Annotated in this window: 19 protein-coding genes; 11 read left to right on the plus strand and 8 right to left on the minus strand. The window is 42.8% G+C overall.

Going from position 1 to position 23,520, the window contains the following annotated elements; all coding sequences use genetic code 11:
* The first annotated feature begins 146 nt into the window (after positions 1-146).
* Complete coding sequence (locus QTN95_RS08490) at positions 147-3,878, plus strand: ATP-binding protein (RefSeq protein ID WP_331417152.1); 3,732 nt, start codon at positions 147-149, stop codon at positions 3,876-3,878.
* Positions 3,875-5,026: an EAL domain-containing response regulator gene (locus QTN95_RS08495; RefSeq protein WP_331417153.1), complete on the plus strand. Its 1,152-nt coding sequence runs from the start codon at positions 3,875-3,877 to the stop codon at positions 5,024-5,026. Before QTN95_RS08490 ends, QTN95_RS08495 begins: the two co-directional genes overlap by 4 nt.
* A 141-nt stretch (positions 5,027-5,167) precedes the next feature.
* Here QTN95_RS08495 and QTN95_RS08500 read toward each other — a convergent pair whose 3' ends face one another.
* Positions 5,168-5,758 (minus strand): response regulator transcription factor, encoded by a 591-nt coding sequence (locus QTN95_RS08500; protein ID WP_331417154.1) that lies wholly within the window; start codon positions 5,756-5,758, stop codon positions 5,168-5,170.
* A gap of 410 nt (positions 5,759-6,168) precedes the next feature.
* On the opposite strand from QTN95_RS08500, the gene QTN95_RS08505 reads away from it, so the two are divergent.
* Complete coding sequence (locus QTN95_RS08505; protein ID WP_331417155.1) at positions 6,169-7,419, plus strand: DEAD/DEAH box helicase; 1,251 nt, start codon at positions 6,169-6,171, stop codon at positions 7,417-7,419.
* Between the two features lie 97 nt (positions 7,420-7,516).
* Here the strand turns inward: QTN95_RS08505 and QTN95_RS08510 are convergent, their stop codons facing one another.
* The 3 genes from QTN95_RS08510 to rplY form a co-directional block, all read right to left on the minus strand.
* Positions 7,517-7,942, minus strand: coding sequence for a VF530 family DNA-binding protein (locus QTN95_RS08510; RefSeq protein WP_331417156.1), 426 nt, complete (start codon positions 7,940-7,942; stop codon positions 7,517-7,519).
* A 285-nt stretch (positions 7,943-8,227) separates the two neighbouring features.
* Positions 8,228-10,114: a methyl-accepting chemotaxis protein gene (locus QTN95_RS08515; protein ID WP_331417157.1), complete on the minus strand. Its 1,887-nt coding sequence runs from the start codon at positions 10,112-10,114 to the stop codon at positions 8,228-8,230.
* Between the two features lie 314 nt (positions 10,115-10,428).
* On the minus strand, positions 10,429-10,707 hold the full coding sequence (rplY, locus tag QTN95_RS08520) for a 50S ribosomal protein L25 (protein ID WP_138973354.1): 279 nt from the start codon (positions 10,705-10,707) through the stop codon (positions 10,429-10,431).
* Positions 10,708-11,317: 610 nt separating this feature from the next.
* On the opposite strand from rplY, the gene QTN95_RS08525 reads away from it, so the two are divergent.
* From QTN95_RS08525 to QTN95_RS08545, 5 genes are all read left to right on the plus strand, one after another.
* Positions 11,318-12,100, plus strand: a complete 783-nt coding sequence (locus QTN95_RS08525) for a DUF4123 domain-containing protein (RefSeq protein WP_331417158.1) — start codon at positions 11,318-11,320, stop codon at positions 12,098-12,100.
* Positions 12,097-14,178: a phospholipase effector Tle1 domain-containing protein gene (locus QTN95_RS08530; protein ID WP_331417159.1), complete on the plus strand. Its 2,082-nt coding sequence runs from the start codon at positions 12,097-12,099 to the stop codon at positions 14,176-14,178. Before QTN95_RS08525 ends, QTN95_RS08530 begins: the two co-directional genes overlap by 4 nt.
* Before the next feature lies 1 nt (position 14,179).
* The gene (locus QTN95_RS08535; protein WP_331417160.1) at positions 14,180-14,914 is read left to right on the plus strand and encodes a DUF2931 family protein; all 735 of its coding nucleotides are present in this window, start codon (positions 14,180-14,182) and stop codon (positions 14,912-14,914) included.
* A gap of 214 nt (positions 14,915-15,128) precedes the next feature.
* Positions 15,129-15,707, plus strand: coding sequence for a DUF2931 family protein (locus QTN95_RS08540; RefSeq protein WP_331417161.1), 579 nt, complete (start codon positions 15,129-15,131; stop codon positions 15,705-15,707).
* A 42-nt stretch (positions 15,708-15,749) separates the two neighbouring features.
* Complete coding sequence (locus QTN95_RS08545) at positions 15,750-16,496, plus strand: DUF2931 family protein (protein WP_331417162.1); 747 nt, start codon at positions 15,750-15,752, stop codon at positions 16,494-16,496.
* Between the two features lie 7 nt (positions 16,497-16,503).
* Here QTN95_RS08545 and QTN95_RS08550 read toward each other — a convergent pair whose 3' ends face one another.
* From QTN95_RS08550 to QTN95_RS08565, 4 genes are all read right to left on the minus strand, one after another.
* Positions 16,504-17,841 (minus strand): ATP-binding protein, encoded by a 1,338-nt coding sequence (locus tag QTN95_RS08550; protein ID WP_138972006.1) that lies wholly within the window; start codon positions 17,839-17,841, stop codon positions 16,504-16,506.
* Complete coding sequence (locus QTN95_RS08555) at positions 17,831-18,490, minus strand: response regulator transcription factor (RefSeq protein WP_138972005.1); 660 nt, start codon at positions 18,488-18,490, stop codon at positions 17,831-17,833. The genes QTN95_RS08550 and QTN95_RS08555 overlap by 11 nt, the downstream gene beginning before the upstream one ends.
* Positions 18,491-18,502: 12 nt before the next feature.
* Positions 18,503-18,835: a PepSY domain-containing protein gene (locus QTN95_RS08560; protein WP_443088864.1), complete on the minus strand. Its 333-nt coding sequence runs from the start codon at positions 18,833-18,835 to the stop codon at positions 18,503-18,505.
* 135 nt (positions 18,836-18,970) lie between these two features.
* Complete coding sequence (locus tag QTN95_RS08565) at positions 18,971-20,710, minus strand: DEAD/DEAH box helicase (protein ID WP_331417164.1); 1,740 nt, start codon at positions 20,708-20,710, stop codon at positions 18,971-18,973.
* 73 nt (positions 20,711-20,783) lie between these two features.
* On the opposite strand from QTN95_RS08565, the gene rsuA reads away from it, so the two are divergent.
* The 3 genes from rsuA to QTN95_RS08580 all read left to right on the plus strand — a co-directional run bounded on the left by rsuA (position 20,784) and on the right by QTN95_RS08580 (position 23,506).
* Positions 20,784-21,485 carry a 16S rRNA pseudouridine(516) synthase RsuA gene (rsuA, locus tag QTN95_RS08570; RefSeq protein WP_331417165.1) on the plus strand — a complete coding sequence of 234 codons (702 nt, stop codon included), beginning with the start codon at positions 20,784-20,786 and terminating at the stop codon, positions 21,483-21,485.
* Between the two features lie 156 nt (positions 21,486-21,641).
* Complete coding sequence (locus tag QTN95_RS08575) at positions 21,642-22,847, plus strand: Bcr/CflA family multidrug efflux MFS transporter (protein ID WP_331417166.1); 1,206 nt, start codon at positions 21,642-21,644, stop codon at positions 22,845-22,847.
* Complete coding sequence (locus QTN95_RS08580) at positions 22,847-23,506, plus strand: DUF2913 family protein (protein ID WP_331417167.1); 660 nt, start codon at positions 22,847-22,849, stop codon at positions 23,504-23,506. Before QTN95_RS08575 ends, QTN95_RS08580 begins: the two co-directional genes overlap by 1 nt.
* Positions 23,507-23,520 lie beyond the last annotated feature (14 nt).

Raw genomic sequence — 23,520 nt, forward strand, 5'->3', positions numbered from 1 at the left:
CAATTATGATACACATTTCTAATTTCGATTCATATTGTTACATGAATGATACCTTGGTAGGTTAATGATATGTGAATATCGTTAAGTCAGTGGCCTGGTTATTTAAATTGAAATTACTCACTTACATCAGTTTCAAGGTTTTATAGATGTCTCTATTGTTAAATATATTTTTTCTACTAGGTAGCGTGTCATTGATTAATACCGCTTATGCCGCCTCTATGGACCCAATGTCACAGGAGGATTATCAGTACATAGAAAGCCTAGGAGATGTGAATATCGCTGTGCTGTCCGAAAAAGGGCGGCCAGTTTATCCGACATCTGGACGCGGTGAGTTTTATAACCTTAACGTTTCCTATCTGAAAAAAATTGCCAACAAACTCGGTCTGAAGATCGAATTTGTCGAGTTTGAAAATACCTCGCAAGTGATGTCTGCTCTGTATGCAAAGGAAGCGGACTTGATACTCGATTTTAACGAGAAAGCGATTAAAGATAAGCAAGGATTGTTCTACTCAGCACCTATATTTAAAGGCACAGTTGCATATTGGAGTAATAGTTATGTTGACCAAGAAAACTTAGAAAAGCGATCATGGGTGTGCGTTGTTGGAACCGTGTACTGTAACATTTTGGATAGCCGTGGAATAGATAATGTGACTCGCGTGGCTAACTTTAGACAGGGTACGGAAAGCGTTATCAAGAGTGACGATAAGATATTTATTGATAGCTATATTAGCTTTGCCGAGTATCTGAACGCGACAGATAATGTCTCTAGCTCTATTTCAACGCCCCCTTGGGGAGGATTTGTTTACGCGCAGATCGTTTCACTCGATGAAAACAAGCGTTTAGTCGAGATCATCAATAAGATTATCAAGCGTTCGATTGAAAGTGATCACCTCATAAACAGCATCAGTCCTTATTATTTTTCGGACATGATTAATAGGGCATTTCGTAATAGCAATTACAGCAATCTCATCAAGTACTCATTCGACGACGACTCGTTTCCACTACTTTTTAGGAATCAAGATGGAAGTCTTTCTGGCTATCTCAAGGATGTTCTAGACCTGATATCATCAAGGACGATGCTCGAATTTGAGTATGTACCCTTAAGGCAGTCTGTGTCAGTTTACGATATGCTGGCATCAAATGAGATTGATCTCGTCCCTTACTCATCGATAACCATGGGTTCCAACGAGAGTGTCGAGTTTACCGACGCCTTCATGTCGTTTACTTATTACACTGTCAGCCTCGCACATTCGGCTGAACCAAAAAAAGAGTCGAAAGGTGTACTGTTATCTGAAAGCAAAAAGCATGTTGACGTAAAAAATCAGTTATTTGGCGAGAGCACCAAAGTGTTTAGGGATTCTAAAAAAATCCTAAGGGCGTTAGAAACGGGTGAGATCGACATCGCTTACATACGTGAAGATATCATTGAGATTATTATATCGTCTCATGCTGACGACGAGTACTTTGTCGATCGTACCAAACCGATTGTCGTGAATCTGGCAATGGCCGTTTCGTCAGATAAGCTTTCACTCATTAATGTGCTGAACAGCATTTTCAGAACCTGGGATCAAAACGAATTAAACAAAATTAAGAATTCCTATGACCCGTTTAATGTCGTCTATGGCTATGAAGAAAAATACCTCTATCAGGTGACGTTCGGTTTTGTGTTTGTCTTTCTGTTTAGCGTCGTGATTTTCTATTTGTTGCAGAAGAATATGAAGCTCAACGTTATCATCAAGGAGAAAGATGCCGCTGCAACGAGAATCGAAAATGAGTTTTTAAACTCTGTTATTCGTCAGATCCCTTCAATTGTTTTTATCTACGACGACAGATCCAATATCCGCTACACAAACTGCAGCAAATATTTGAGTAATCAGTGTAATGCTTGCCACATTTCCGAAAGCGGTATGGGCTACAAAAATAAAAAAGTATTTGACGATATGTTCCACAATGATCTGACGATCAATGATGTTTGCCGCACATATAACTGTCCGCTAGACATGGAAATGATGGAGTATGTTTGCAAGAAAATTACGCTCAACGACAAGGAATACATCCTAACGGTCATTAATGATATTACCGAGAAAAACCAACGAGAAAACGATCTGAAGAATGCCAAGAAAAAGGCGGAATCGGCGATTCAGGCACGCGATAAGTTTCTCGCCTCGATGACGCATGAGCTAAGAACGCCAATCGCCGGCATGGTTGGGTTGATTGAAATGCTAGGGGCAAAAATCGAAGATGAAGAGGAAACTTTGCTCATTAACAACATCTCGTCGTCAGCAAGACAACTGAATGTTCTGGTGAATGATATTCTGGATTTCTCGAAGCTCGAGGCTGACCAACTCAAGCTTTCCCCTTTTGATTGTGATGTTTTGCGAGAGACCAGTGAGGTTTTGCGCGTCCACAAAATTGCCGCAGATAAGAAAGGCATTCGCTTACACTATGACTTTAAACCTACCAATGTCAGGTTGGTCTCTATTGATGGTCTCAGGTATTCGCAAATACTTAACAACCTTCTGTCCAATGCGATTAAATTTACCGACATAGGCACGGTGACATTAGAAGTTGAACTCAGCGATACATCAATCAACTTTTTGGTGACAGATACTGGCTGTGGCATGTCGACAACAGTTCTTGCCACTGTGTTTAGTCCATTTGTTCAAGCGGATAGCTCAATTGCACGGAAGTACGGTGGCACTGGGTTAGGTTTGTCCATTGTTTCTGAGTTGGTCGAACTCATGAATGGGCAACTTAATGTTGAGAGTATTGAAAATCTTGGTACTAAGATGTCGGTTTCGCTCCCGCATCAGCTCGTTAGCACCTACAAAGGACAGCTCAGCAGCTTGGATATTCAGTTCGGTGACGTGAGTGACAACATCAAAGAGTGGGTCGCTATCTGGTCGACGCTAACCGGCTACCGAGAGTTGGAAATTCCAGATAAGGGACACAGCATTCTGATCACTTCTGACTACAGCAATGTCGACAGTGAGATACCTTTCGAAAGACGTATTGTCTTCAAGGATGGTGTTGAAGGATTTAAGCAAGTAGAGCAACAACAGATTGTTTTGTCTAATTCGCCGATATTTCCTGACTTACTATTTGAATGCTTGTATCAGCATACAGACAAAGCCTCGACATTAACGCCCTTAAGATTCGAGCAATTGCAAGGAACGGTACTCGTTGCGGAAGATAACCCTATCAACCAACTTGTGATTCGTAAGCAGTTAGAGCAGTTGGGGCTTACGGTCAATATGGTTGACGATGGTGAAGCCGCTTACCACGCGATCATGGAGCATCCTAATGGCTTTGATCTACTTATTACGGATTGCCATATGCCCAATATGGATGGGTTCGAACTCTCTAACAAACTGCGCAATGAAGCCAATCTAGATAAACACCTAACCATTATTGGCTGTACGGCAGAGGATTCGAGCATTGTTCGAAGTAAGTCTAATGAATCGGGGTTCGATCATATCTTGTTCAAACCTTATGGAATCGAGAAACTAAGGAATCTATTGGAGGCATGCTTGTTAGATAATGGAACTAAAATCGCCCCTATCACGCACTGGTTAGACAAATATAGTGAAGAGGAGGTTGAGCAATTAAGGAAGATTTCGGTAGCGTGCCTATCAAGCGATCTCAAGTTATTAGAAGAGCAGCAAGAGGATTTACCCGCGCTCCAGAAAACGGTACACAAGATCAAAGGTGGTGCGTTAAGTTTGGGCATCGATGATCTTGCCAAGATTATTTACAAGGTAGAACGCTCGATTAAAGGAGGGAGAAAAGTCGAACTTAAGTCACAGCTAAAGATTCTGGCCGATGTAATGCAGAAAAATATTGCGCTTATCGAGAACTATCAAAGGTCAAAGAAATGAACATACTTATCCTTGACGATAGTCCTCTAGAGCTTATCTTACTTGGCTACAAACTGAAAAATATTGGCTGCAAGAATGTCCACTCGGCGACTTCGGTAGAGAAGGCTATGTCGTTACTAAGCAGGATCCAATTCGACTTAATTATTAGTGACCTCGACTTGCCTGGTAAAGACGGACTGATGTTTTTATCTGAACTAAAGAAAAGCCATTATAACAATGCTGTGTGTATCTCTAGCTGTGTTGATGAAGGCATTATTGCTTTAGCGAGCAAGATGGCGACAACTCTTGGCCTTAATGTGGTCGGAACCTTAGTTAAACCTGTCTATGAAGATAGCCTTTGTAATCTTATACAGATGACAAGTGAGTTATTGTCTTGCGCACCAGTGAAAAAGGACCTCGATTTCTCTATAAATGAAGTCTTATATGGTTTAGATAACGAACAATTTCATAATGTTTATCAGCCGCAAGTTTGTTTTAAGACGAACAAGCTTATTGGGTTCGAAGTATTGGTGCGCTGGCAGCATCCCCTTAAAGGAACACTGACCCCCAACTACTTTATCCCGCTACTAGAAACTAACCAACACACGGACTTGCTTCTTGATGCCGTCATGAATCGACTCAAAGTGGATTTTGTCTATATTCCTGATGGTATGAAAATATCCATAAACCTGACCGCAGACAACTTTATGGTACTCGACCTCGTCGACAAATTGGTTAGCATGGCTGATGAAGTCGGCATGGACATATCTCTATTAACCCTTGAAATTACGGAAAGCCAAATTTTTCAGCCATCGACAACAATGCTAAGTAACATCGCTCGGCTGAGGATGCTCGGTGTAAAAATATCTATCGATGACTTTGGCACTGGTTACTCCAGCTTCGGTAATCTCGTGGACATCCCGTTTACTGAACTCAAGATCGATCGCCAATTTACTAAGCGTTACTTTTCGGACTTGAAGTCGAGGCATATCGTTGATTTAACGACAGAACTGTGCCGCAGAACCGGAATAAAAGTTGTCGCGGAAGGGGTAGAAACAAAAGAAGAATTTGAAGCATTGCGTATGCTAGGCGTGGATGTCTGCCAAGGCTTTTACATTGGCAGGCCATTAGCGATTGAAAAACTCAAATCGTTTAAAGTTCTTAGCTAAGCCTATCTAAGGTAAGTTTGATTCTCGTCGCTCGATATGGCTGACGGCGAGAATCAACCCATCACGTTGTTATCCCGTCATTTGAAATGCATGCGTATATAACTCAACCAATGGCTGAGCTAATTAGGGGGAGGGGCGTAATTAAGAGATGGAACCTTGGAAGGAGATTATTTCGATAATGGAATTGGCATTGTATTTATTTAATATTCTAGATTTGTAAGTACTTACCGTTTTATTGCTCAAAGAGAGAAGTTCAGATATTTTTTTATTAGAGTATCCTTTCGCCAAATAGGACAACACCAACGCCTCTCGGGCAGATAGGTTCGAAGTTTTTTGGGCAGGTATTGCTACACTGGATTCGAACGCGTCCTTGCCCTGACTGACGAGTAATATCGCAGCTCGAATTGTCTCTATATCTTGCGTTTTGTACACCAATCCATTGGCTCGGTTAGTGCGAGCGATCTGCGAGTACATTTTTGAATTACATGAAGATATGAACAATATTGCACCTTCAAATCCCAGTGAGCGCAATCTTTTGGCATAGTCGATGCCGCTACCGTTGCTGATTTCAGTATCCAAAATCACAGTTTCGATACGTTTGTTGCGTATGACCTGGCTCGATTTCGCTGCGCAGCTCTCTTTGTATACAATACAGTTTGGGTAGATGGTTCTAATTAAACTTTCTAACGCTTTTTGAAATAATGGTTGAGCATCTATTAGTAGGAAATTCATTTTGCAAAAAATCCTTATTCACTATTATTGCTATTAAAAAAATAGCTCGCCTAGCAGGGAGGCCGTTTAGCGAGCTTAAAACGTGAAAGCTATTGGGTACTTTCACAAACTGAATATCTTTTTAGATACTAGTAAGAACGTGATAGGCTTTTGTAACAATAGTGAATCAATAGTGCTTTTATTAAGATTTATATGAATAAGCGTTAATATCGTTTTGTCAATTTCGCTACATTTCATTTTTGTGTTTTGTATAAAAAGCACTCTTTGAGGTGACTGTCCTTATAAAAATAGTGAGCTCGGAAGCTCGTTTATGCGCCGCTAATATTGTGGTTGAATCAATATAGCTAACACCCTCGCGCCAAATAGCATAAGATACACGGCCTTTAGCCAGTATTGAGCCACTCATTGTAATGATAGATAAAACACAGCAAACGACTTTTGCCGACCTTGGCCTGACTTCAACCCTAGTCGAGCGACTAGATGAATTAGAATATCACCAGCCAACTCCAATCCAATCGCATGCCATTCCTCATGTGCTTAATGGAAGAGATATCATTGGTGGTGCCAACACGGGATCTGGAAAAACTGCCGCGTTTTCGTTGCCAATTCTGCAAAAGATTCTTGAGCAAGATTTCTCAAATACTCGTCGCGGTAATTTTGTTTCTCACCTGATTCTAGTTCCAACCCGTGAGTTGGCGTCTCAGGTGGCCTATAATGTAAAATCATACTCATATCATCTTAGAGATAAGATCAAAACAGTCGCTGTATTTGGTGGTGTATCAGTAAACCCACAAATGCTCGCACTTCGTGGTGGTAGTGACATTATCGTTGCGACTCCTGGTCGACTACTTGATCTGATCTCGAGTAACGCTATCAAGCTAGACCAATTAAAAACGCTCGTTCTCGACGAAGCCGATCATATGCTGAGCCTTGGATTTACCGACGAGCTAAATAAGATTCTTGATCTACTACCAAAGAACAAACAGACCTTGCTCTTCTCTGCGACTTTTCCTGAAAAAGTAACGACTTTGGCTCAGCACTTGCTCAGTGACCCAATTGAAATTCAACTTCAAAGCGCTGAAGCGAGTACTTTGGTCCAGCGTGTATTTAGCGTGAACAAGGGTCAAAAGACAGCAGTACTTGCACATCTCATTAAACAGCATCAGTGGCGACAGACATTGATTTTTGTTAATGCTAAAAATGCTTGCAACCATCTGGCTCAAAAACTATCGAAACGTGGCATCACCGCCGAGGTTTTCCATGGTGACAAAGGACAAGGAGCGCGCACGCGTGTTCTTGACGGCTTTAAGTCAGGCGAGATTCAAGTACTTATCGCTACCGATATTGCCGCGCGTGGTCTTGATATAGAAAAGCTACCAGTGGTTATCAACTTCGATCTTCCGCGTAGTCCTGCCGACTATATGCATCGAATTGGACGTAGTGGTCGTGCAGGTGAAGTCGGTTTAGGCTTATCTCTGATTGATTACGATGATTATCACCATTTTAAAGTGATCGAAAAGAAGAATAAGTTCCAACTTGAACGTGAACAGGTAGAAGGTTTTGAGGTGGAAGACGACCAGAGTGAAGCGTATTTTCAACCGATGAAACCGCGTGCAAAGTCCGCCGGAACAGGAAAAAAGAGCAAAAAGCGTAAGCAGTAACTAGTAGGTAAGTGGATAAGAGGGCTATCAGCTCACCTATCCACTTGCGATTTTTTTGAGCCTCATTTGAAAGGTCAAATGGGGCTCTATTGCCAATTCACGCGTTGTATGATCGGCGTGAAGGACGTCCTCTAGGGGAGCGCTGTTTAAATGCAGAGGCTGCTTTGGCCTGTGATTTAAGAATAGAATCAACCGTTAGCTGCATTGGCTCTTTAGGCTCAAGCCCATGAGGAAAAGTACGAGCTCTTGGTGGTAGGTCATATTCCTCTGCACTCGCTCTTGGCATACGCTTAAAACGATATAAGTAAAAGTTCTCTAACTTTTCTCTCGCCCATTCAGTCTTCTTTAAATACTTTACGCTACTTGCAATCGAAGGTTTGGTATTGAAGCAGTTAAAGCGCATTGCTGCATCTAGAATGTCCCATCCATAAAAATCCACCAACTCCTGCAACATAGTTTCTAGCTTTAGCCCGTGCAGTGGGTTGTTTTGTTGCAGTTCGATTCTTTCTTCGTCAGTCATCATTTAATTTTTGGGTCTCATTCTTTAAAGGGCTGAGTTTAACAAAGTATCTACCGCAGAGATATCTATAGAAAAATATTTTCAATAGAAGCTAATAGAAGGACAGGCACCAGTAAATCACTCACCGTAATTTCATTCTTTGGGGTGACTGTCCTCTTTACCCTTTACCGCGTGAATGGTGGCCATGATTTCTTGTTTGAGGGTGAAAAGGTTACCATTTTAACACAAGTTCTCCATGTTGGAGTCACGACCAAAAATCAAACAGAGATAAGATTTATATAAAGTGGTTTAATACTTAAAATTTGCGACAATATTTTTTAGTTTGTCACTGACTCCTGCAATTTCATCACTGTATTTCACTGAAGTAGTGACAACTTCAAAAGTGTCACTAGCCAAATGTGATATTTGAGTAATATTATGATCGATTTCGCTCGACACTTTTGCTTGTTCTTCTGACGCAGTCGCGATTTGACTGTTAATATCAGACATTTCATTGACGCGGTCGTTGATTTTTTCAATCGCTTTGACCACTTGTTGTGTATGGCAGTTAGATTCTCTCGCTTGCTCAGCATTCATATACATTTTGTTCGCAACCTGAACAATGTTTTGTGACAGCTCTTTAATGGTTGACTCAATCTGTTTGGTCGATTCGTTGGTTTGATAGGAGAGTTGGCGCACCTCATCGGCAACGACTGAGAATCCACGCCCGCTTTCACCTGCCCGAGCAGCTTCGATCGCTGCATTCAACGCGAGCAGGTTGGTCTGTTCAGAAATACGCTGTATGGAATATACCACTTGATTAATATTTTTACTTTGCTCTTCCAGATCCACAATGGTGGCTTGTGATTGCTCAATATTTTCTGCTAATGACTCAATATTACTACCAGTAATGTAAATCATATCCAGTGCGCTTTTAGTTTCTTCCGTCACCAGTTGAGCATTATTGGCTGCAAACTCAATGTTGGAGGAAATTTCTTTATTACTCACAACCAGTTCATTGGCTGAGGTTGCCACTAACTCAGATTCCAATTTTTGTTGTTCAACATTATCAATGCTTTTCAGTGCTGACTGCTCAGATTTATCCGAATTATCACTGAGTATAGTAATCACCGAAGCTAGCTCCTTAATATGTTCATGTAGAGAACTAATAAATAAATCAAACGAGTTTGCTAAAGCTGTTAGCTCATCATTACCTTGAGAATTCATTCTAATCGTTAGGTCACCATTTCCTGTGGCGATTTGCTGCATACGAAGATTAATGACATTGATGCGTTTTAAAATAGTACTGCCAATCAAAAAAAGTAGCCCCGAGACTGATAATACCAATATGATACCAAAGGTATTTAGATCCCTATTAAGAGCAACCTTATCCTCTTCGATAATTTTATGAATATCATTTTGTAAACTCGTGATCGAACGCTCTACATTATGAACATTTGCTCTTAGCTCCTTTCTCATACCATGATTAGCAGTTAAACCAAGTGACTGTACGAGCTCTATATGATTATTCGCTATTTGACTATATTGGTCGAAAGCAGTCTGTACATCATCGGTTAATGCTTGCTGAGTAAAACGATCGAGGCTCTGTTGAAATCGCTTTATGGTGTCCTGGTTTGGGTTGGCTAGATAGCCTAAGTCAGCCTCGCCTAATTCTAACCCAGATAACTCAAGCAACATATCATTTTGCTTAGCAATAACCTGCTTCAATTGTTCTCTTTGTGCAGTAAGTTGAACACGCACGCTACTGGCCTCAGTTTCACCATCTAACTGTATTATGGCATTAGCTAACTTGTGAAATTGCTTTTGATACTGTTCGAGCTTTACTAAAACCTGGTTGCTATCATTTGCAAGGTTTATTTTATGTGATTTAGCCACTTGTTGAAGATTGTCAATACGAGTGGTTAACTGCTCAAAGGTCTGGTCAAAGCGAGTTATATACTGTTGATCTCTGCGTTCAATAAAATCTTTTTCGTTACGTCTGAGATTGAGTAAATCAATGACACTATTTGTATTCTCTCTTCCTACAAACTCGAGGTATTCGATTTTATCTTGATTGTATTCATTGTATAGGTAATATCCACCAACTCCAATATAAATAATAAAGTTAATAAGAAGTAACTTATTTTTTATACTCAGTGAGTGAATAATATTTCTCTTACTTAAAAAAACAATCATAAAATACCCTATGCTCTCACTTGGTAGTAACCCAAGTCTTAGATAATCAAATAATATTAAATAAAATACATGTAACGTTGCAAGATGGGGGGTGTAGGATTATTCTTTAAATTAACCATTTAAGCTAATTAGTCACATGAATCTATGCCCGTTTAACTTGAAGAGAACTGAGAGCGTTTTTGAGGGCTCAAAAACGGTGAAACCCCGATGTTGGTAGCATCGGGGTTTCGAATTTTTAGATTTCTCGGATGGTAAGGCCGATTATCTTATATGCAAAAGGCTGGATTTAATCCAACTAATTCCTTGGTCGGGAATTAGATACGGATGAAGTCCATGTGCTCAACTTTTGGCTTGAAAGCGTGACGTTGAACGTCTTGTGGCTTAACTTTAACTTCAGCACCGTCGATTACTAGAACGATACCTTCGTAAAACTCAGGCTTGTCCATTTGGTTAACGATGTCATCGTGGTTAAGAACGATAGATACAGCTGCTTCTTCACCGCCGTATACAACTGCAGGGAATTTACCAGCGTGACGTAGGCGGCGGCTCGCACCTTTACCTAGTTCAGTACGTACTACTGCTTCAAATTTCATAGTATAACTCTCAAAAATTTAAGATATTCATAATCACACTAACAATGCGACCTTGTTATGTGTGCTAACCGCTCAAGAGAAATTGGTAGTAACTCTGTAAGCGAGCGCGGATACTATCACTCTATCTGATTTCTAGCAACTGATAATCACTGAATTGGGCCATTTCAAACGTCAATGATAATCAACTGGTTAAGTTTGATTCATTAGGTACGTTCTCTTCACTTAAACATCGTCTTGTGTGAAGACTGTGACTATGTAACAGCGAGCGAGTAAAACATGGCGCCCCTTTACTTTTTTCTCAGCCATCGGGCTACTGCTTGGTGTGGGGCAGCTTACTTAAACGTAGTCATATTCGCTGGTGGAAGTGAAATCACATTAACGTTATCTACCCGGGATATCGGGCAAATTGAATCACAATTGATACTAAAGGGGAGGATCGTTTTGTTAGCTTCGATGGCTGTGGCGTATCCTCGCTTGCTGGTCTATTGCGCAATAGTAGACAAATGACATTGGGCAGTTAAATGCGTTTTCTTTTGGGTTGAAGCCACCATGTACTCAAGCACCTCGTTTTACCATTCAGTTAGGTGCGAATTCTGTAACGTGAAGGTGAATGATGCTCAAGGCTTGGCTCAAAGAACAACAACCTAACAGCTTTTGGCTGGTTTGTGCACGAACTCATAATCAAGCACTAACGTCGAATGGATTTGGGTTTGATAATGCAGCTCCGCTGTTTTGGGGGAATACATTTAAAGATGTCATGGCGTTGTCACCATGGCTTATCCCAGTTTCTGATGAGGTACTGGCGTTGGATGAAGGCCTGCTTAATCAGGGTTTAGGCATTGCCACAACTTGCTCAGTAACCACGATTCGACATTTACGCAGCATGCTAATGTCTGCGCTTGATGGTGAAGAAGTACTATTCCGTTTCTATGACAAGGTTGTGATAGGGCCGATGCTAAAGGCGATGATGCCATCAGAAATACAACAATTTCTCGGTAATATTGATAGCTTGGCGTTAGTTGATGACAAGTTAATTAGCTTCACACGCCACTCTCAGAGTCACTTTGAGCTAAAGAAGGAGACGTGGTGGAAACTCCAACCTCACCACCTTGCACCGATATACAACACTAAGCATCACGCCATTGCAATAGAAAAACGTTGTTGGGAGCTGATCCCTGACATTCTCGAACAACTTGATGAACCACTACAAGTGATATCAAACGCACTAGAGCGAGGAATTGAGTTGGGATATCCCGTTTCGGAGCTCGAGGCATGCGCGATTGTTGAGTTAGCGCAACGAAGCAATTCTCATCTATTACAGTTGTCAGAGCCATTGCGACTCACCGAGCAGGAACTAAGTCTACTTAAAGTGATTCAGGAGGGTTGGGTATGAGTATTACTGGCGCAAGCCCATATTGCTTACCCTGTGACAGGATGACTCACTGGATAGAAATCTATATTCGCGATGAGTTTAACCGTCCCTTCTCTGGAGTGCGAGGAACTCTCCTTGACTACGGAGGGAATGCATTTCCAATCTATCTTGATGATGGTCCAATTTTTGTTGATCGGATGGCGCCTGGCCCCGCAACGATTCTGTTAGAGTGCGATGCTTGGATATCCGCGGCACAAGGTGACGAGCGTATTCCTAACCGCGCAACAGACAGTGATCCAACGAAAGAGTTTGCCGACAATCATCTAGGCCATAAAGGCAGTGCAACACGCTATTTTGAAGTAACCGCCGGTGACCTTACCGAATTGAGCGAAGGGTTATCTCTACCATCTAGGCATCAAAAAGGGCAGGCAGATAAGCTTAAATTAATCACCGATAAAAGCTATGTACTGAAAGTAAGAGGCTTTAACTTTATTACGTTACGCGTTGGGATGTTCTTTGATGGAACAGCCAACAACACCTATAGCGCCCAGTGGGGCAAGAGTAAGCTTGATAGCTACTACCACAAATGGTATCCATTGCATAACCTATACAAAGATAGGCCGCCGATTGAGTGGCCAGAGGAAGTGTTTAAGTTTCCCGAACAGGATAAGTTTCGCTTTTTCTGGCAAGAGGATCATGCGGTTAAGAGCAGTGCAGCGAATGAATTAACCAATATTCAAAAACTATATGGTTTGTATCCCATTAACAAACTAGATGAAAATAGAAATGTCTTCTCAACGGCTCAATATGTAACTGGCATAGGAACTGGAAACGAAACGGATAATACTAAACCTGCCGATGAGTCGGTATTGGTTGGGCAAGCTATGGGGTTGGGTAAGTATGGCGTCGAAGCTAAAGTGGTAACTGCCATTGAACAATTATCGCGGAGCATTGAGGGTATAATCAACTTACGTGTCTATTCTGAAGAGGATATAGATGGGTTTAGCTCTATTGAGTTCGATGTATTTGGATTTAGCCGTGGCGCAGCCGCCGCGAGACACTTTGTTAATCTAGTTATTGACGGAAAACGCGGTGTATTTGCTGAAAAAATGGCTCAAGCGTGTATAGCCAATAACATCGAGCTAAAAACAGGTTTTAATTGGAATAGTGATGTTTCAGTGTCAATCAAATTTGTTGGTCTCTTTGATACGGTTGCGGCGATGGTTGACCTTACAAAGGGTGATATATCACCGCACAACAATAACAATGGTGGTGTAAGACTGTGGCTCGATCCCGATAGAGTCAAACGGGTTGTCCATCTTACTGCCCACAAAAAAACTGAATACCGCCGCAACTTTAGTCTAAACCGCATCAATTCTGCCGAACACTTTCATGAGTATGTGGTACCTGGTGCCCATTCGGATATCGGTGGTGACTACCACTCCCTTAACGCCTACACAACATTATCGCGTCAACGCAGGCTAACCATACCTTATTTGTTGCCTTTATTAGAGAACAAGCCAATCAAGCTAGTCATCAAGCCAGTCGGATATGGGAATATTGACGAGGTCAAACGACGAATAATAGCCAAACTTGAGCCAACTATTAAGCGCGAGCTGGCGTTAGGTTGGAATATCAAAGACTACCATATTGACTTTCAGCTACTTAGAACTGGCAATAAAAAGCGAACACGCTTACAAGGGACGCTCTATCAAAAAAGAGTGGTGAGTGGTGACTTATCCAGGCTGTACCTGCGAGTGATGTTTGGCCTGGCACAACATTATGGCGTGCCATTAAGTGATAATGGTGGAAAAGTTTGGTACAGCACAGAAGATAGCTATTATTCGGTGCCAACGGATATTGGCAAATATCGCTTTGCAGATTTTTGCGATAAAGCGCTTGCGGCGGCGAAGAGCGGTGAGTTATTGGAAGAGTTAAATACAAGCAACGTCTCAGAGATTAAAGATAGCCCAATTATAAACAAGTTATTTGATGCGAATTTAATCCATCATTCTTCCGATAACACCATTGCTAATAAACCTAACAAAGTGGGCGAGTGTTATCAGCGTCAAACCTATCCATGCCTTAAGGAGTCTTAATATGAAGTGGTTTATTGCAGTGCTGGGGCTTATCACTTTTACAAATGCTAATGCATTTAGTCGTGTTCCTGATGTACCGGAAGATATGCCTAAATGGCGTGTTGGCTATGCTATGTCGACCTTGTATCCCGTTAAAGTGACTCAAGCCTATGGTGTTAATGACAGCCGAGGTTGGACCTCATTTATTCATAATGATGTGCTTTTTTTTGGCAGAACTGAGCTTAAAGAGATGAGAAAGTATGCCCCGAATTACGATGGCTACAGTATCGCATTAGGTATACCAGTTGAGATAAAAAGCCAGGTAGCGCCGACGAGTGTTCTTCCCGATAGCATTTATCTTTACTGGGCTTCCGTCACCAATCAAAGGTTTTTTGCGACCAAATTTGATCTAACGCCTAAGATGAAAACGGTGATGAGCACCAAAGAGCCATTCATCCGCTTTGACGGCTTTAACACTCACTGTTACCGAAGTGATATTGTTTTTGGCTTTCTACCCAACGGAAATACAAAAGTGTGGCTAGATGGCTGTGGCGAGTACAAGTTTGTTACCGAGCTTGAACCCGTAGAGGAGTTCGACATGGACACTTTTGGCAATGATGCGGAAATTATTCGAGACAATTATAGCGAGGATATGGCAGAAAGAGCCAAACAACTTGGTGCGACGCTCGATCCAATTCCGTGGGAAAAGGTTAACAAGGTCTATTCCAAAGAAGAAATTACTAAGCTCGAACTATGACGTGTTTTGACCTTTTCCAAGATAAGTATAGGGCACGATGCTGTGAGTTGTCTTGATATAAAGTGGTTTATTGCCCTGTTAGTGCTTATCGCTTTTACAAATGCTAATGCATTTAGCCGAGTGCCGAGCGTACCAGAGGATATGCCGGCATGGCGTATAGGTTATGCAATGTCGACCTTATATCCTGCTGAAGTGACTCAAACCTATGGTGTTAATGACAGCCGAGGTTGGACCTCCTTTATTCATAATGATGTGCTTTTTTTTTGGCAGAACTGAGCTTAAAGAGATGAGAAAGTATGCCCCGAATTACGATGGCTACAGTATCGCATTAGGTATCCCCGTCGCCATCAAAAGACAGGTTATGCCGACGAATGTCCTTCCCGATCGCGTTTATCTTTATTGGGCTTCAATCACCAATCAAAGGTTTTTTCTGACGCAGTTCAATATAACTCAAAAACTGAAGCGCGAGATGATGGTCAAAAGGAAGTTTTTAACATGGGATGAAGTTGAATTGGATTGTTATGAGAAAGACATTATTTTTGGCTTTCTACCCAACGGAAATACAAAAGTGTGGCTAGATGGCTGTGGCGAGTACAAGTTTGTTACAGAGCTTGAACCTATTGAGGAGTTTGATATGGACACCTTTGGCAATGAAGCCGAAGCTTATCGAATAGACTATGGTGAGAGTATGAAAGAACGAGCCAAACAACTTGGTGCGACGCTCGATCCAATTCCGTGGGATAAGGTTAACAAGGTCTATTCCAAAGAAGAAATTACTAAGCTCGAACTATGATGTGTTTTGACCTTTTCCAAGATAAGTAGAGGGCATGATGCTGTGAGTTGTCTTGATATAAAGTGGTTTATTGCCCTGTTAGTGCTTATCACTTATGCAAATGCTAATGCATTTAGTCGAGCGCCTAACGTACCGGAAGATATGCCTAAATGGCGTGTTGGGTACGCTATGTCGACTTTATATCCTGCAAAAGTGCTTCGAGCATATGGAAATAATGAGCAACTTGGCTGGACGTCATTTTTACATAATGATCAGCAGTATTTATATAGAAGCAAATTCGAATATATAAAAAAGTCTTACCCAAATTATGATGGGTACGGCATGGTACTGGGAGCTCCTATCGGCTATTCAAGGCAAGTCAGTGGAACTAATAACTTACCCGATAGTATTACTATTTATTGGGCATCAATAAGTAATGCCAAATCATATGTAACTCTACTGGAGTTGCCAAATAATCTAAAAAAACAAATGTCTACGAAGCGCAAATATATTACTTGGGATAATGTCGAACTGGATTGCTACAAGGTAACTATTGTTTTTGGTTTTCTACCCAACGGGAATACAAAAGTGTGGCTCTATGGTTGTGGTGAGTACAATTTCATTACTGAACTTGCGCCTGCTGAAGAGCTAGACGCTGACACCTTTGGCAACGATGCAGAAATCTATCGAATTAATTATGGCAAGCGGATGGCAGAAAGAGCCAAACAACTTGGTGCGACGCTCGATCCGATTCCGTGGGATAAGGTGAACAAGGTCTATTTCAACGATGAGATTACTCAACTGGAATGATGACTGATTATGAAAGCTTTAATGTTAACACCGCTCTCAATCCCCCCATGGAACTGCGTGACAGGGTTAGTTTCCCTCGGTAGCTGTGTGCCATTTCACTGACGATATTTAAGCCTAAACCGGTACCTGGCGTCGTCTCATCAAGGCGTACTCCGCGTTCAATTGCCTGTTTGAGTTTTTCATCGGGTATCCCAGGGCCATCGTCTTCAATGATAATGGCGATGTCATCAGCTGCTAAGGTCTCGGAATGCACACGGATGATGCTTTCTGACCATTTGTACGCATTTTCGAGCAAGTTACCGACCATTTCATCTAAGTCTGTTTTATCAACCGCCACTTGAATATCGGAATCAAGTTCGTTGATAAGCGTCACGCCACGCTCTGCATAGACTTTATCGAACGCCATCGAAATCGCATCAACTCTTTGGGAAGGATTCGCTCGAACCGAAAGAATATTCTTTGAGCCAGCCATACGAGCACGGCCAAGGTGGTAGTCAATTTGGCTTTGAATCTGCTCGACGGGGGGGTGTAGGTAGCGCTGGGTTTCCTGATCAAGCGCCGCGATTTCGTTTTTTAACACCGACAAAGGCGTTTTTAACGCATGAGATAGATTTCCAGCATGGTGTCGAGCGCGTTCAAGTAGCTCTTGGTAGTGGAACACCAGCGCATTGAGATCAGACACAACCGGAGCAACTTCTTTGGGGTAGTCTTGATCTAGCTGAGTCTTTTCACCAGAACGTAACTGAGAGAGTTCTTTGTGCATTTTCGTCAACGGACTGAGTGACCATTGAACCTGCAAGAAAATGACCGCCAGAACGCCAAAATAGAGCAGGGCAAGAATAATCCACAATTGGCTCATAAGGCTGCCGACGGTATCTTCGATAGGTTGTTCATCGATGCCGATAATCACTTCGATTGGGCCGTCATAGTCTGGGTAGTAAAGGGTGGTTTTTATGTAAATCAGCTTCTCGTTTCGTGCGCCAAAATACTCTTTTTCTTTCTTCTCCGATGTGATTTTTTTATCCCACAGAGAGCGTGAACGAAGCAGTTCCTTGTCTGTTTTGGCTGACCAGTAAAGTCCACTATAGGGACGATTGAAACGAGGATCTGAGAGTGTGCTCGTGAGGGTCAGGTTGCCGGTTTTATCCGCTTCAAGCGATGCTGAGATCTCATCCATATAGATGGTGAGCTGTGATTTGGTGTCATCAACCATATAGCTGAATACCTGATTGGGTACGCTGACACCAACTGCAATAATCATCGCTGTTAACCAGACTACGGCCGCAAGGACGAGGCGGCTTTTAAGACTCAGTCGTTTAAGCAGCGTTCGTTTGTTACTCGGCATTCAGTTGATACCCTAGGCCACGAACGGTTTTAATCACTTTTGGTGCGATTTTTTTGCGGATACGGCCAATGAAAACTTCAATGGTGTTTGAATCACGGTCAAAGTCTTGTTTGTAGATATGCTCAACCAGTTCGGTGCGCGAGATAACCTTTTCTGGATTATGCATAAAGTAGGCGACGACTTTATATTCTAGCGCAGTGAGGCTAATCGCTTGACCTTGCCACATGACTTTTGATGTACGCGTATCGAGGCTGAGATTACCAATTTGCATCACAGGAGATGCGTTACCTGAAGCGCGGCGCAATTGCGCACGAATGCGAGCGGTAAGCTCGACCATTTCAAAGGGTTTAGTCAGGTAGTCGTCGGCTCCGGCATTGAGTCCTTCTACGCGTTGGGTCAGGGTGTCTCGCGCACTAAGGATTACCACAGGCGTGTTGATGTTCTCGTCTCGAATGCCTTTCAAAACGGTTAGCCCATCTAATTTAGGTAAGCCAAGATCAAGTACGATGACGTCCCACTCTTCGGAGGTCGCGCGATAGAGGGCATCAATACCATCTTGTGAAAGTTCTGGCACCCAGCCGGTTTTTTCTAATGACTCTACAATTTGTTCACCAAGGCGTGGTTCATCTTCAACAACAAGAATTTTCATATTCAGTTCTTCTTAGTTTTTTAGTGCTTGTTTAATGTTTCTGCCTTTGATTTGCAGCATTTCCAAAGTTTTGGCGTTGTACTCGACTTTAATTATATTGTTGTCGTGGTTTAATTTGAGTTCGTAGACCCAGATATCGTCGTCTTCTTCGAGTTCAACGTGAATGATTCGTCCGTTTAAGTCACGTTCAACGGCCGCGTAGAGTTCTGAAAAAGGGCGAATGTTGCCATTTTTGACCGCTTCATAGACTTCATCCTGATCCTCATCGAACTCAATTCGAGTTCCGGGCTTGTGTACGTCCTGAACCAAAGCATGACCATCTTGCTCGTGATGTTTTTTAGCCATTGTTGGTAATGAGAATAGCACACAGGCAACGATGGCAGACGTCGTAACTATCGGACTTTTAAACATAATCATACCTTCTCGCATTTTCTATCGCTCAGTATACGGACTTGTTTATGAACACCAAGTGAATGGCATTTAGTTAGTTAACTCGTCAGCAAAAATCTTATCGCGCATCTTCCAGAAGCGTCCGGATTTTCTGGCAATAACAAACTGAGGAGGGCGGAATCGATGTTGATTGTTGACCACTTTGGTCGGTGATGACTCGTCAAAGGGGCGATGTTTGTCTGCCAGATGCGGTCGAACAAATTGATCAAGAAAACGCTGCTTTTGCGGTTTGGTAGAGAGTGACCAGAACTCACTAACTTGCGCTTGGTTGTCCCCGATATAAGCGACCTTGAGACTGCTTTTACCTTTATCGTCTTTGTGGACAGAGAGGGTCATTTCACGGCATTCGAAGACTAAGGCATCTTTTAGGTTTAACGCTTCTTTTAGTTTCTTATCTGGATCAACCAGAGTGGCGTCACATTCATGGCAAATTCGGGCGGCGATATCATTGTCTGCCCCGCATTCACCGCAGTATTTGGCGCGAAAACGATAGTTGCAGTGTTCACGCTCACCCGTTTCATCATCTTCAAAATAGCCTTGGCATTTACGGCCAAAGTGTTCGATTAAAAATCCGTTGTTGTCGAGTTTGCCCCAAAAGTTATTATTAAAACCACAGGCAGGGCAAGGGATGGTAATGATTTCACTGTCTGAGTCGGGCTTTGGATCGCCAACTTCTGGCTGATAAAGGTCGTAACTATTGCCTGCGTAATCCAGTACCAGACATTCATCTTTCCCCGGAGATAAGCGTAGTCCGCGACCAACGATTTGCTGATAGAGACTGATCGATTCTGTGGGGCGTAAAATAGCAATAAGGTCGACGTGCGGCGCGTCAAACCCCGTGGTCAATACAGACACGTTGACCAAGTACTTGATTTTTCGCTGCTTGAAGGCGCTGATAATGGCGTCACGTTCAGGTGTCGGGGTATCGCCAATGACGATGGCGGCTTCCCCTTGAGGAAGTAAGCTAAATATTTCTTGAGCATGGCGAACCGTAGCAGCAAATATCATGATGCCCTGTTTCTGGCGAGACATGTGAATGATTTGGTCGACAATTTGCGGGGTGGCTCGCTTGGCTTTGTCGATGACCATATCCATTTCCGACTCTTTATAGCGACCTGTACTGGCTGGTTTAAGCTGCGAGAAATCGTAACTCAGCACTGGTGCGTCCATCATTCTTGCCGGAGTGAGGAACTTTTCATCAAGTAAGTAACGAATAGGCAGTTCGAAAATGCAGTCGCGGAAGAAACGCGGTTCTTCACTTCGCACCAAACCCCGAGAGTGATATTGATAAATCCAGCCCATTCCAAGTCGATAGGGTGTTGCGGTGAGCCCGAGAACCTTAATACCAGGGTTTAGGTTTCGTAAATGGGTAATGACTTTTTGATAGCTGGTGTTCTTATCGTCGGGTACTCGGTGGCACTCGTCGATGACTAAGAGTGAAAATTGATTTTCAAATTGATCGAGATTACGTACCACAGATTGAACCGATGCGAAGACCACTTGTTGGTCTGTCTCTTTACGCCCTAAACCTGCTGAATAGATTGAGCCTTTGAGTCCGTATCCTTCGTACTTCTCGTGGTTTTGTTCGACCAACTCTTTGACGTGGGCAAGTACCAAAACTCTGCCTTTTGCCAGCCTCGCTAATTCAGCGATAACTAAGCTTTTTCCAGCACCAGTAGGCAGTACCAAAACAGCCGGTGTTGAGTGTTGACGAAAGTGATGGATTACGGCTTTTACCGAATCAGACTGGTAAGGGCGGAGTGTATACATAAAATGTGTGAAATAGCTCAACTATTTAGTTTAGTCGCACTATAATACCCCACCTGACTGAGATGAGGTATTCATGCGTTTAGATAAATATCTATGTGATGCATTAGGTGCAACACGTAAAGAAGCAACAAAAATCATTAAAAGTGGCGATGTAACAGTTAACGACGTCGTGCAGAAAAGTGGTGCGGTTAAGATCACTGAAGATTGTACGGTTGAGTGGCAGGGTAGAGAAATACATAAACCCGGTCCACGTTATATCATGCTGTTCAAGCCTGATGGTTTTGTTTGCTCGCATGAAGATGGATTCAATCAAACAGCATTTGTGTTGCTGGACGAAGTGAAAATTGAAGATCTTCACTTTGCTGGTCGCCTCGACGTGGATACTACAGGTCTAGTGTTGATTACTGATGATGGTCAGTGGTCGCACCGAATTACGTCTCCCAAGCATAAGTGTGCGAAAACCTATCGTGTATGGTTGGCGGATCCTGTGCAAGAGGACTACGCAGACAAGTTTGCGGCCGGTATTCAGTTGCGCAATGAGAAAGAGCTGACGCTTCCTGCCAGCCTAGAAGTGGTGAATGCGGAAGAAAATGAAGTATTACTGACGATCACGGAAGGCAAGTATCACCAAGTTAAGCGTATGTTTGCCGCTCTGGGAAATAAAGTTGAACATCTGCACCGCGAACGCATTGGTGAAATCGAGTTGTGTGACACCTTGGAACCGGGCGAATATCGTTATCTGACTGAAGAAGAAATTGAATCTGTCTGGAATTAATAGATAGTTTGGGAAATGCTTTGTTTCCGAATGGGAACTAGTTTTTTATCCGGATTTGATTGAGGATAGATCGGATCACGACATCGTTGATATTTATACATACTGTTTGGTTGCAGCATGGAGGCTGCATCTTATACGCCGCCGAGTAGGAGACTTATGTCTGAAAAATCCTTAGCGAAATCCAATACTCCACATATCAGTTTTCTACTATTTTTAGTGCTGGGTGCGATTGGTGCTCTGACCCCTTTAGCCATTGATATGTACTTGCCAGCAATGCCAGCCATCGCCCGCGATCTTGGTGTTAGTGAGGGTTCGGTACAAGTTACCTTGACCGCCTATACCGCAGGCTTCGCCATTGGTCAGTTAATTCATGGACCATTAGCAGACAGCTATGGACGCAGACCGGTCTTGCTGCTGGGCGTGCTGTTTTTTGGTTTAGCATCGGTAGTCAGTGCAACAACCCATGGCATCGATGCGTTGACTTGGGTTCGCACCGCTCAAGGTTTTGCTGGTGCAGCGGCCGCCGTGATTATCCAAGCGGTTGTTCGCGATATGTTTGACCGAGAGGATTTCACCCGAGCGATGTCATTTGTCACATTGGTTATGACGGTTGCTCCGCTGATTGCGCCTATGATTGGCGGATATGTAGCGGTTTGGTTCGGTTGGAGAGCGATTTTCTGGATTCTTGCTGCATTTTCCTTGGTTGTTATCGCCCTAGTATTGTGGAAGATTCCTGAAACTTTAAGTGCAGAAAATAAGCAACCGCTACGGATCAGAAATACACTTCGCAACTATTTACGCTTGTTTCAAAATCCTGTGGCGATGGGTCTTATCTTCTCGGGAGCGTTTTCTTTTGCAGGCATGTTTGCATTTTTGACCGCAGGTTCGTTTGTCTATATTGATATTTATGGTGTGAGGCCGGATCAGTTTGGTTATTTGTTTGCGCTTAATATCGTTGCAATGATTATTATGACCAGCATTAACGGCAGATTAGTTAAAAAGGTCGGCTCGCATAACATGTTGCGCTTTGGTTTACTGGTTCAACTTATCGCGGGTATTGGTCTATTTGTTACATGGTTGCTCGACGCAGGTCTATGGGGCACGGTGGTGTTTGTGGTGATGTTTATTGGTACATTGTCGACCATCGGCAGTAACACCATGGGACTATTATTGAGTGATTATCCAACGATGGCAGGTACTGCTTCTTCGTTGGCAGGGACTCTACGTTTTGGAACTGGGTCTATTATTGGTGCTGTTGTGGCATTTTTGCCCGGCGGCGTAACCTGGCCGATGATAACGGTTATGAGCTTGTGCTCGGTGATCTCGGCTACCTGTTATTGGGTATTTGGAAGAAAGGCGTAATGTCTGAATATACGGTAGAAATACAAAAACTAGTGAATGCGGCATTGGATGACATTGCTCGAGAGCACAAAGCGGGTAAGCTGGTGAATGGGCCAGTGGCAAACAATCTTTATTTGGTTCGTTGGGTGACCAAAGCGCTAAAATCGCAGCAGTATCCACGTATTGTGGTCGATGACCTGACTCGTTGGCAAAAAAGCGGTCGTTCTAAAGGTAATCAAGCTAGTTTGATGCAGACTTTCCAGCGAATCTCTAAGTTCTATGCGCAGTTTTTCCCACAAGGTGAAGCTGAACGTGTGATTAAAGACAAAGAGATTGATGCGTTTCTTGATGCGATGGAGCAGCAAGGGTGGGAGATCTCAACCTCAGAACCATTAGTCAATTGCGGTAAAGTTCAGATTTTTACTGAAGGTCCAAACTCACTGGCGCTCTGTTCAGATCAGTGTGATAACTGTTTTGATGGCGAAGAGCTAGTGAAACCAATGAGTTGGTTTGTACGTGGTCATCATGCGGATTTTGTTGAGAAAGCATCCGCAGCAGGCTTTATGGTACATAAAGTCACCGACTATAAATCAAATGTGAAATATCACGGTGAGTATTTGATTTTCCCAGCCAATAGAGGCAATCAGCTTGCAGAAATACCTCTGAGTTTGACGGTATAGTCATCGAGCTGTAA

It is taken from the genome of Vibrio sp. M260112, assembly GCF_036533775.1.
Lineage (GTDB): Bacteria > Pseudomonadota > Gammaproteobacteria > Enterobacterales > Vibrionaceae > Vibrio.

Coding starts and splice junctions, on each gene's coding strand:
- QTN95_RS08490 (WP_331417152.1), top strand. CDS start 147: ATGTCTCTATTGTTAAATATATTTTTTCTACTAGGTAGCGTGTCATTG.
- QTN95_RS08495 (WP_331417153.1), top strand. CDS start 3,875: ATGAACATACTTATCCTTGACGATAGTCCTCTAGAGCTTATCTTACTT.
- QTN95_RS08500 (WP_331417154.1), bottom strand. CDS start 5,758: ATGAATTTCCTACTAATAGATGCTCAACCATTATTTCAAAAAGCGTTA.
- QTN95_RS08505 (WP_331417155.1), top strand. CDS start 6,169: ATGATAGATAAAACACAGCAAACGACTTTTGCCGACCTTGGCCTGACT.
- QTN95_RS08510 (WP_331417156.1), bottom strand. CDS start 7,942: ATGATGACTGACGAAGAAAGAATCGAACTGCAACAAAACAACCCACTG.
- QTN95_RS08515 (WP_331417157.1), bottom strand. CDS start 10,114: ATGATTGTTTTTTTAAGTAAGAGAAATATTATTCACTCACTGAGTATA.
- rplY (WP_138973354.1), bottom strand. CDS start 10,707: ATGAAATTTGAAGCAGTAGTACGTACTGAACTAGGTAAAGGTGCGAGC.
- QTN95_RS08525 (WP_331417158.1), top strand. CDS start 11,318: ATGATGCTCAAGGCTTGGCTCAAAGAACAACAACCTAACAGCTTTTGG.
- QTN95_RS08530 (WP_331417159.1), top strand. CDS start 12,097: ATGAGTATTACTGGCGCAAGCCCATATTGCTTACCCTGTGACAGGATG.
- QTN95_RS08535 (WP_331417160.1), top strand. CDS start 14,180: ATGAAGTGGTTTATTGCAGTGCTGGGGCTTATCACTTTTACAAATGCT.
- QTN95_RS08540 (WP_331417161.1), top strand. CDS start 15,129: ATGACAGCCGAGGTTGGACCTCCTTTATTCATAATGATGTGCTTTTTT.
- QTN95_RS08550 (WP_138972006.1), bottom strand. CDS start 17,841: ATGCCGAGTAACAAACGAACGCTGCTTAAACGACTGAGTCTTAAAAGC.
- QTN95_RS08555 (WP_138972005.1), bottom strand. CDS start 18,490: ATGAAAATTCTTGTTGTTGAAGATGAACCACGCCTTGGTGAACAAATT.
- QTN95_RS08560 (WP_443088864.1), bottom strand. CDS start 18,835: ATGGCTAAAAAACATCACGAGCAAGATGGTCATGCTTTGGTTCAGGAC.
- QTN95_RS08565 (WP_331417164.1), bottom strand. CDS start 20,710: ATGTATACACTCCGCCCTTACCAGTCTGATTCGGTAAAAGCCGTAATC.
- rsuA (WP_331417165.1), top strand. CDS start 20,784: ATGCGTTTAGATAAATATCTATGTGATGCATTAGGTGCAACACGTAAA.
- QTN95_RS08575 (WP_331417166.1), top strand. CDS start 21,642: ATGTCTGAAAAATCCTTAGCGAAATCCAATACTCCACATATCAGTTTT.
- QTN95_RS08580 (WP_331417167.1), top strand. CDS start 22,847: ATGTCTGAATATACGGTAGAAATACAAAAACTAGTGAATGCGGCATTG.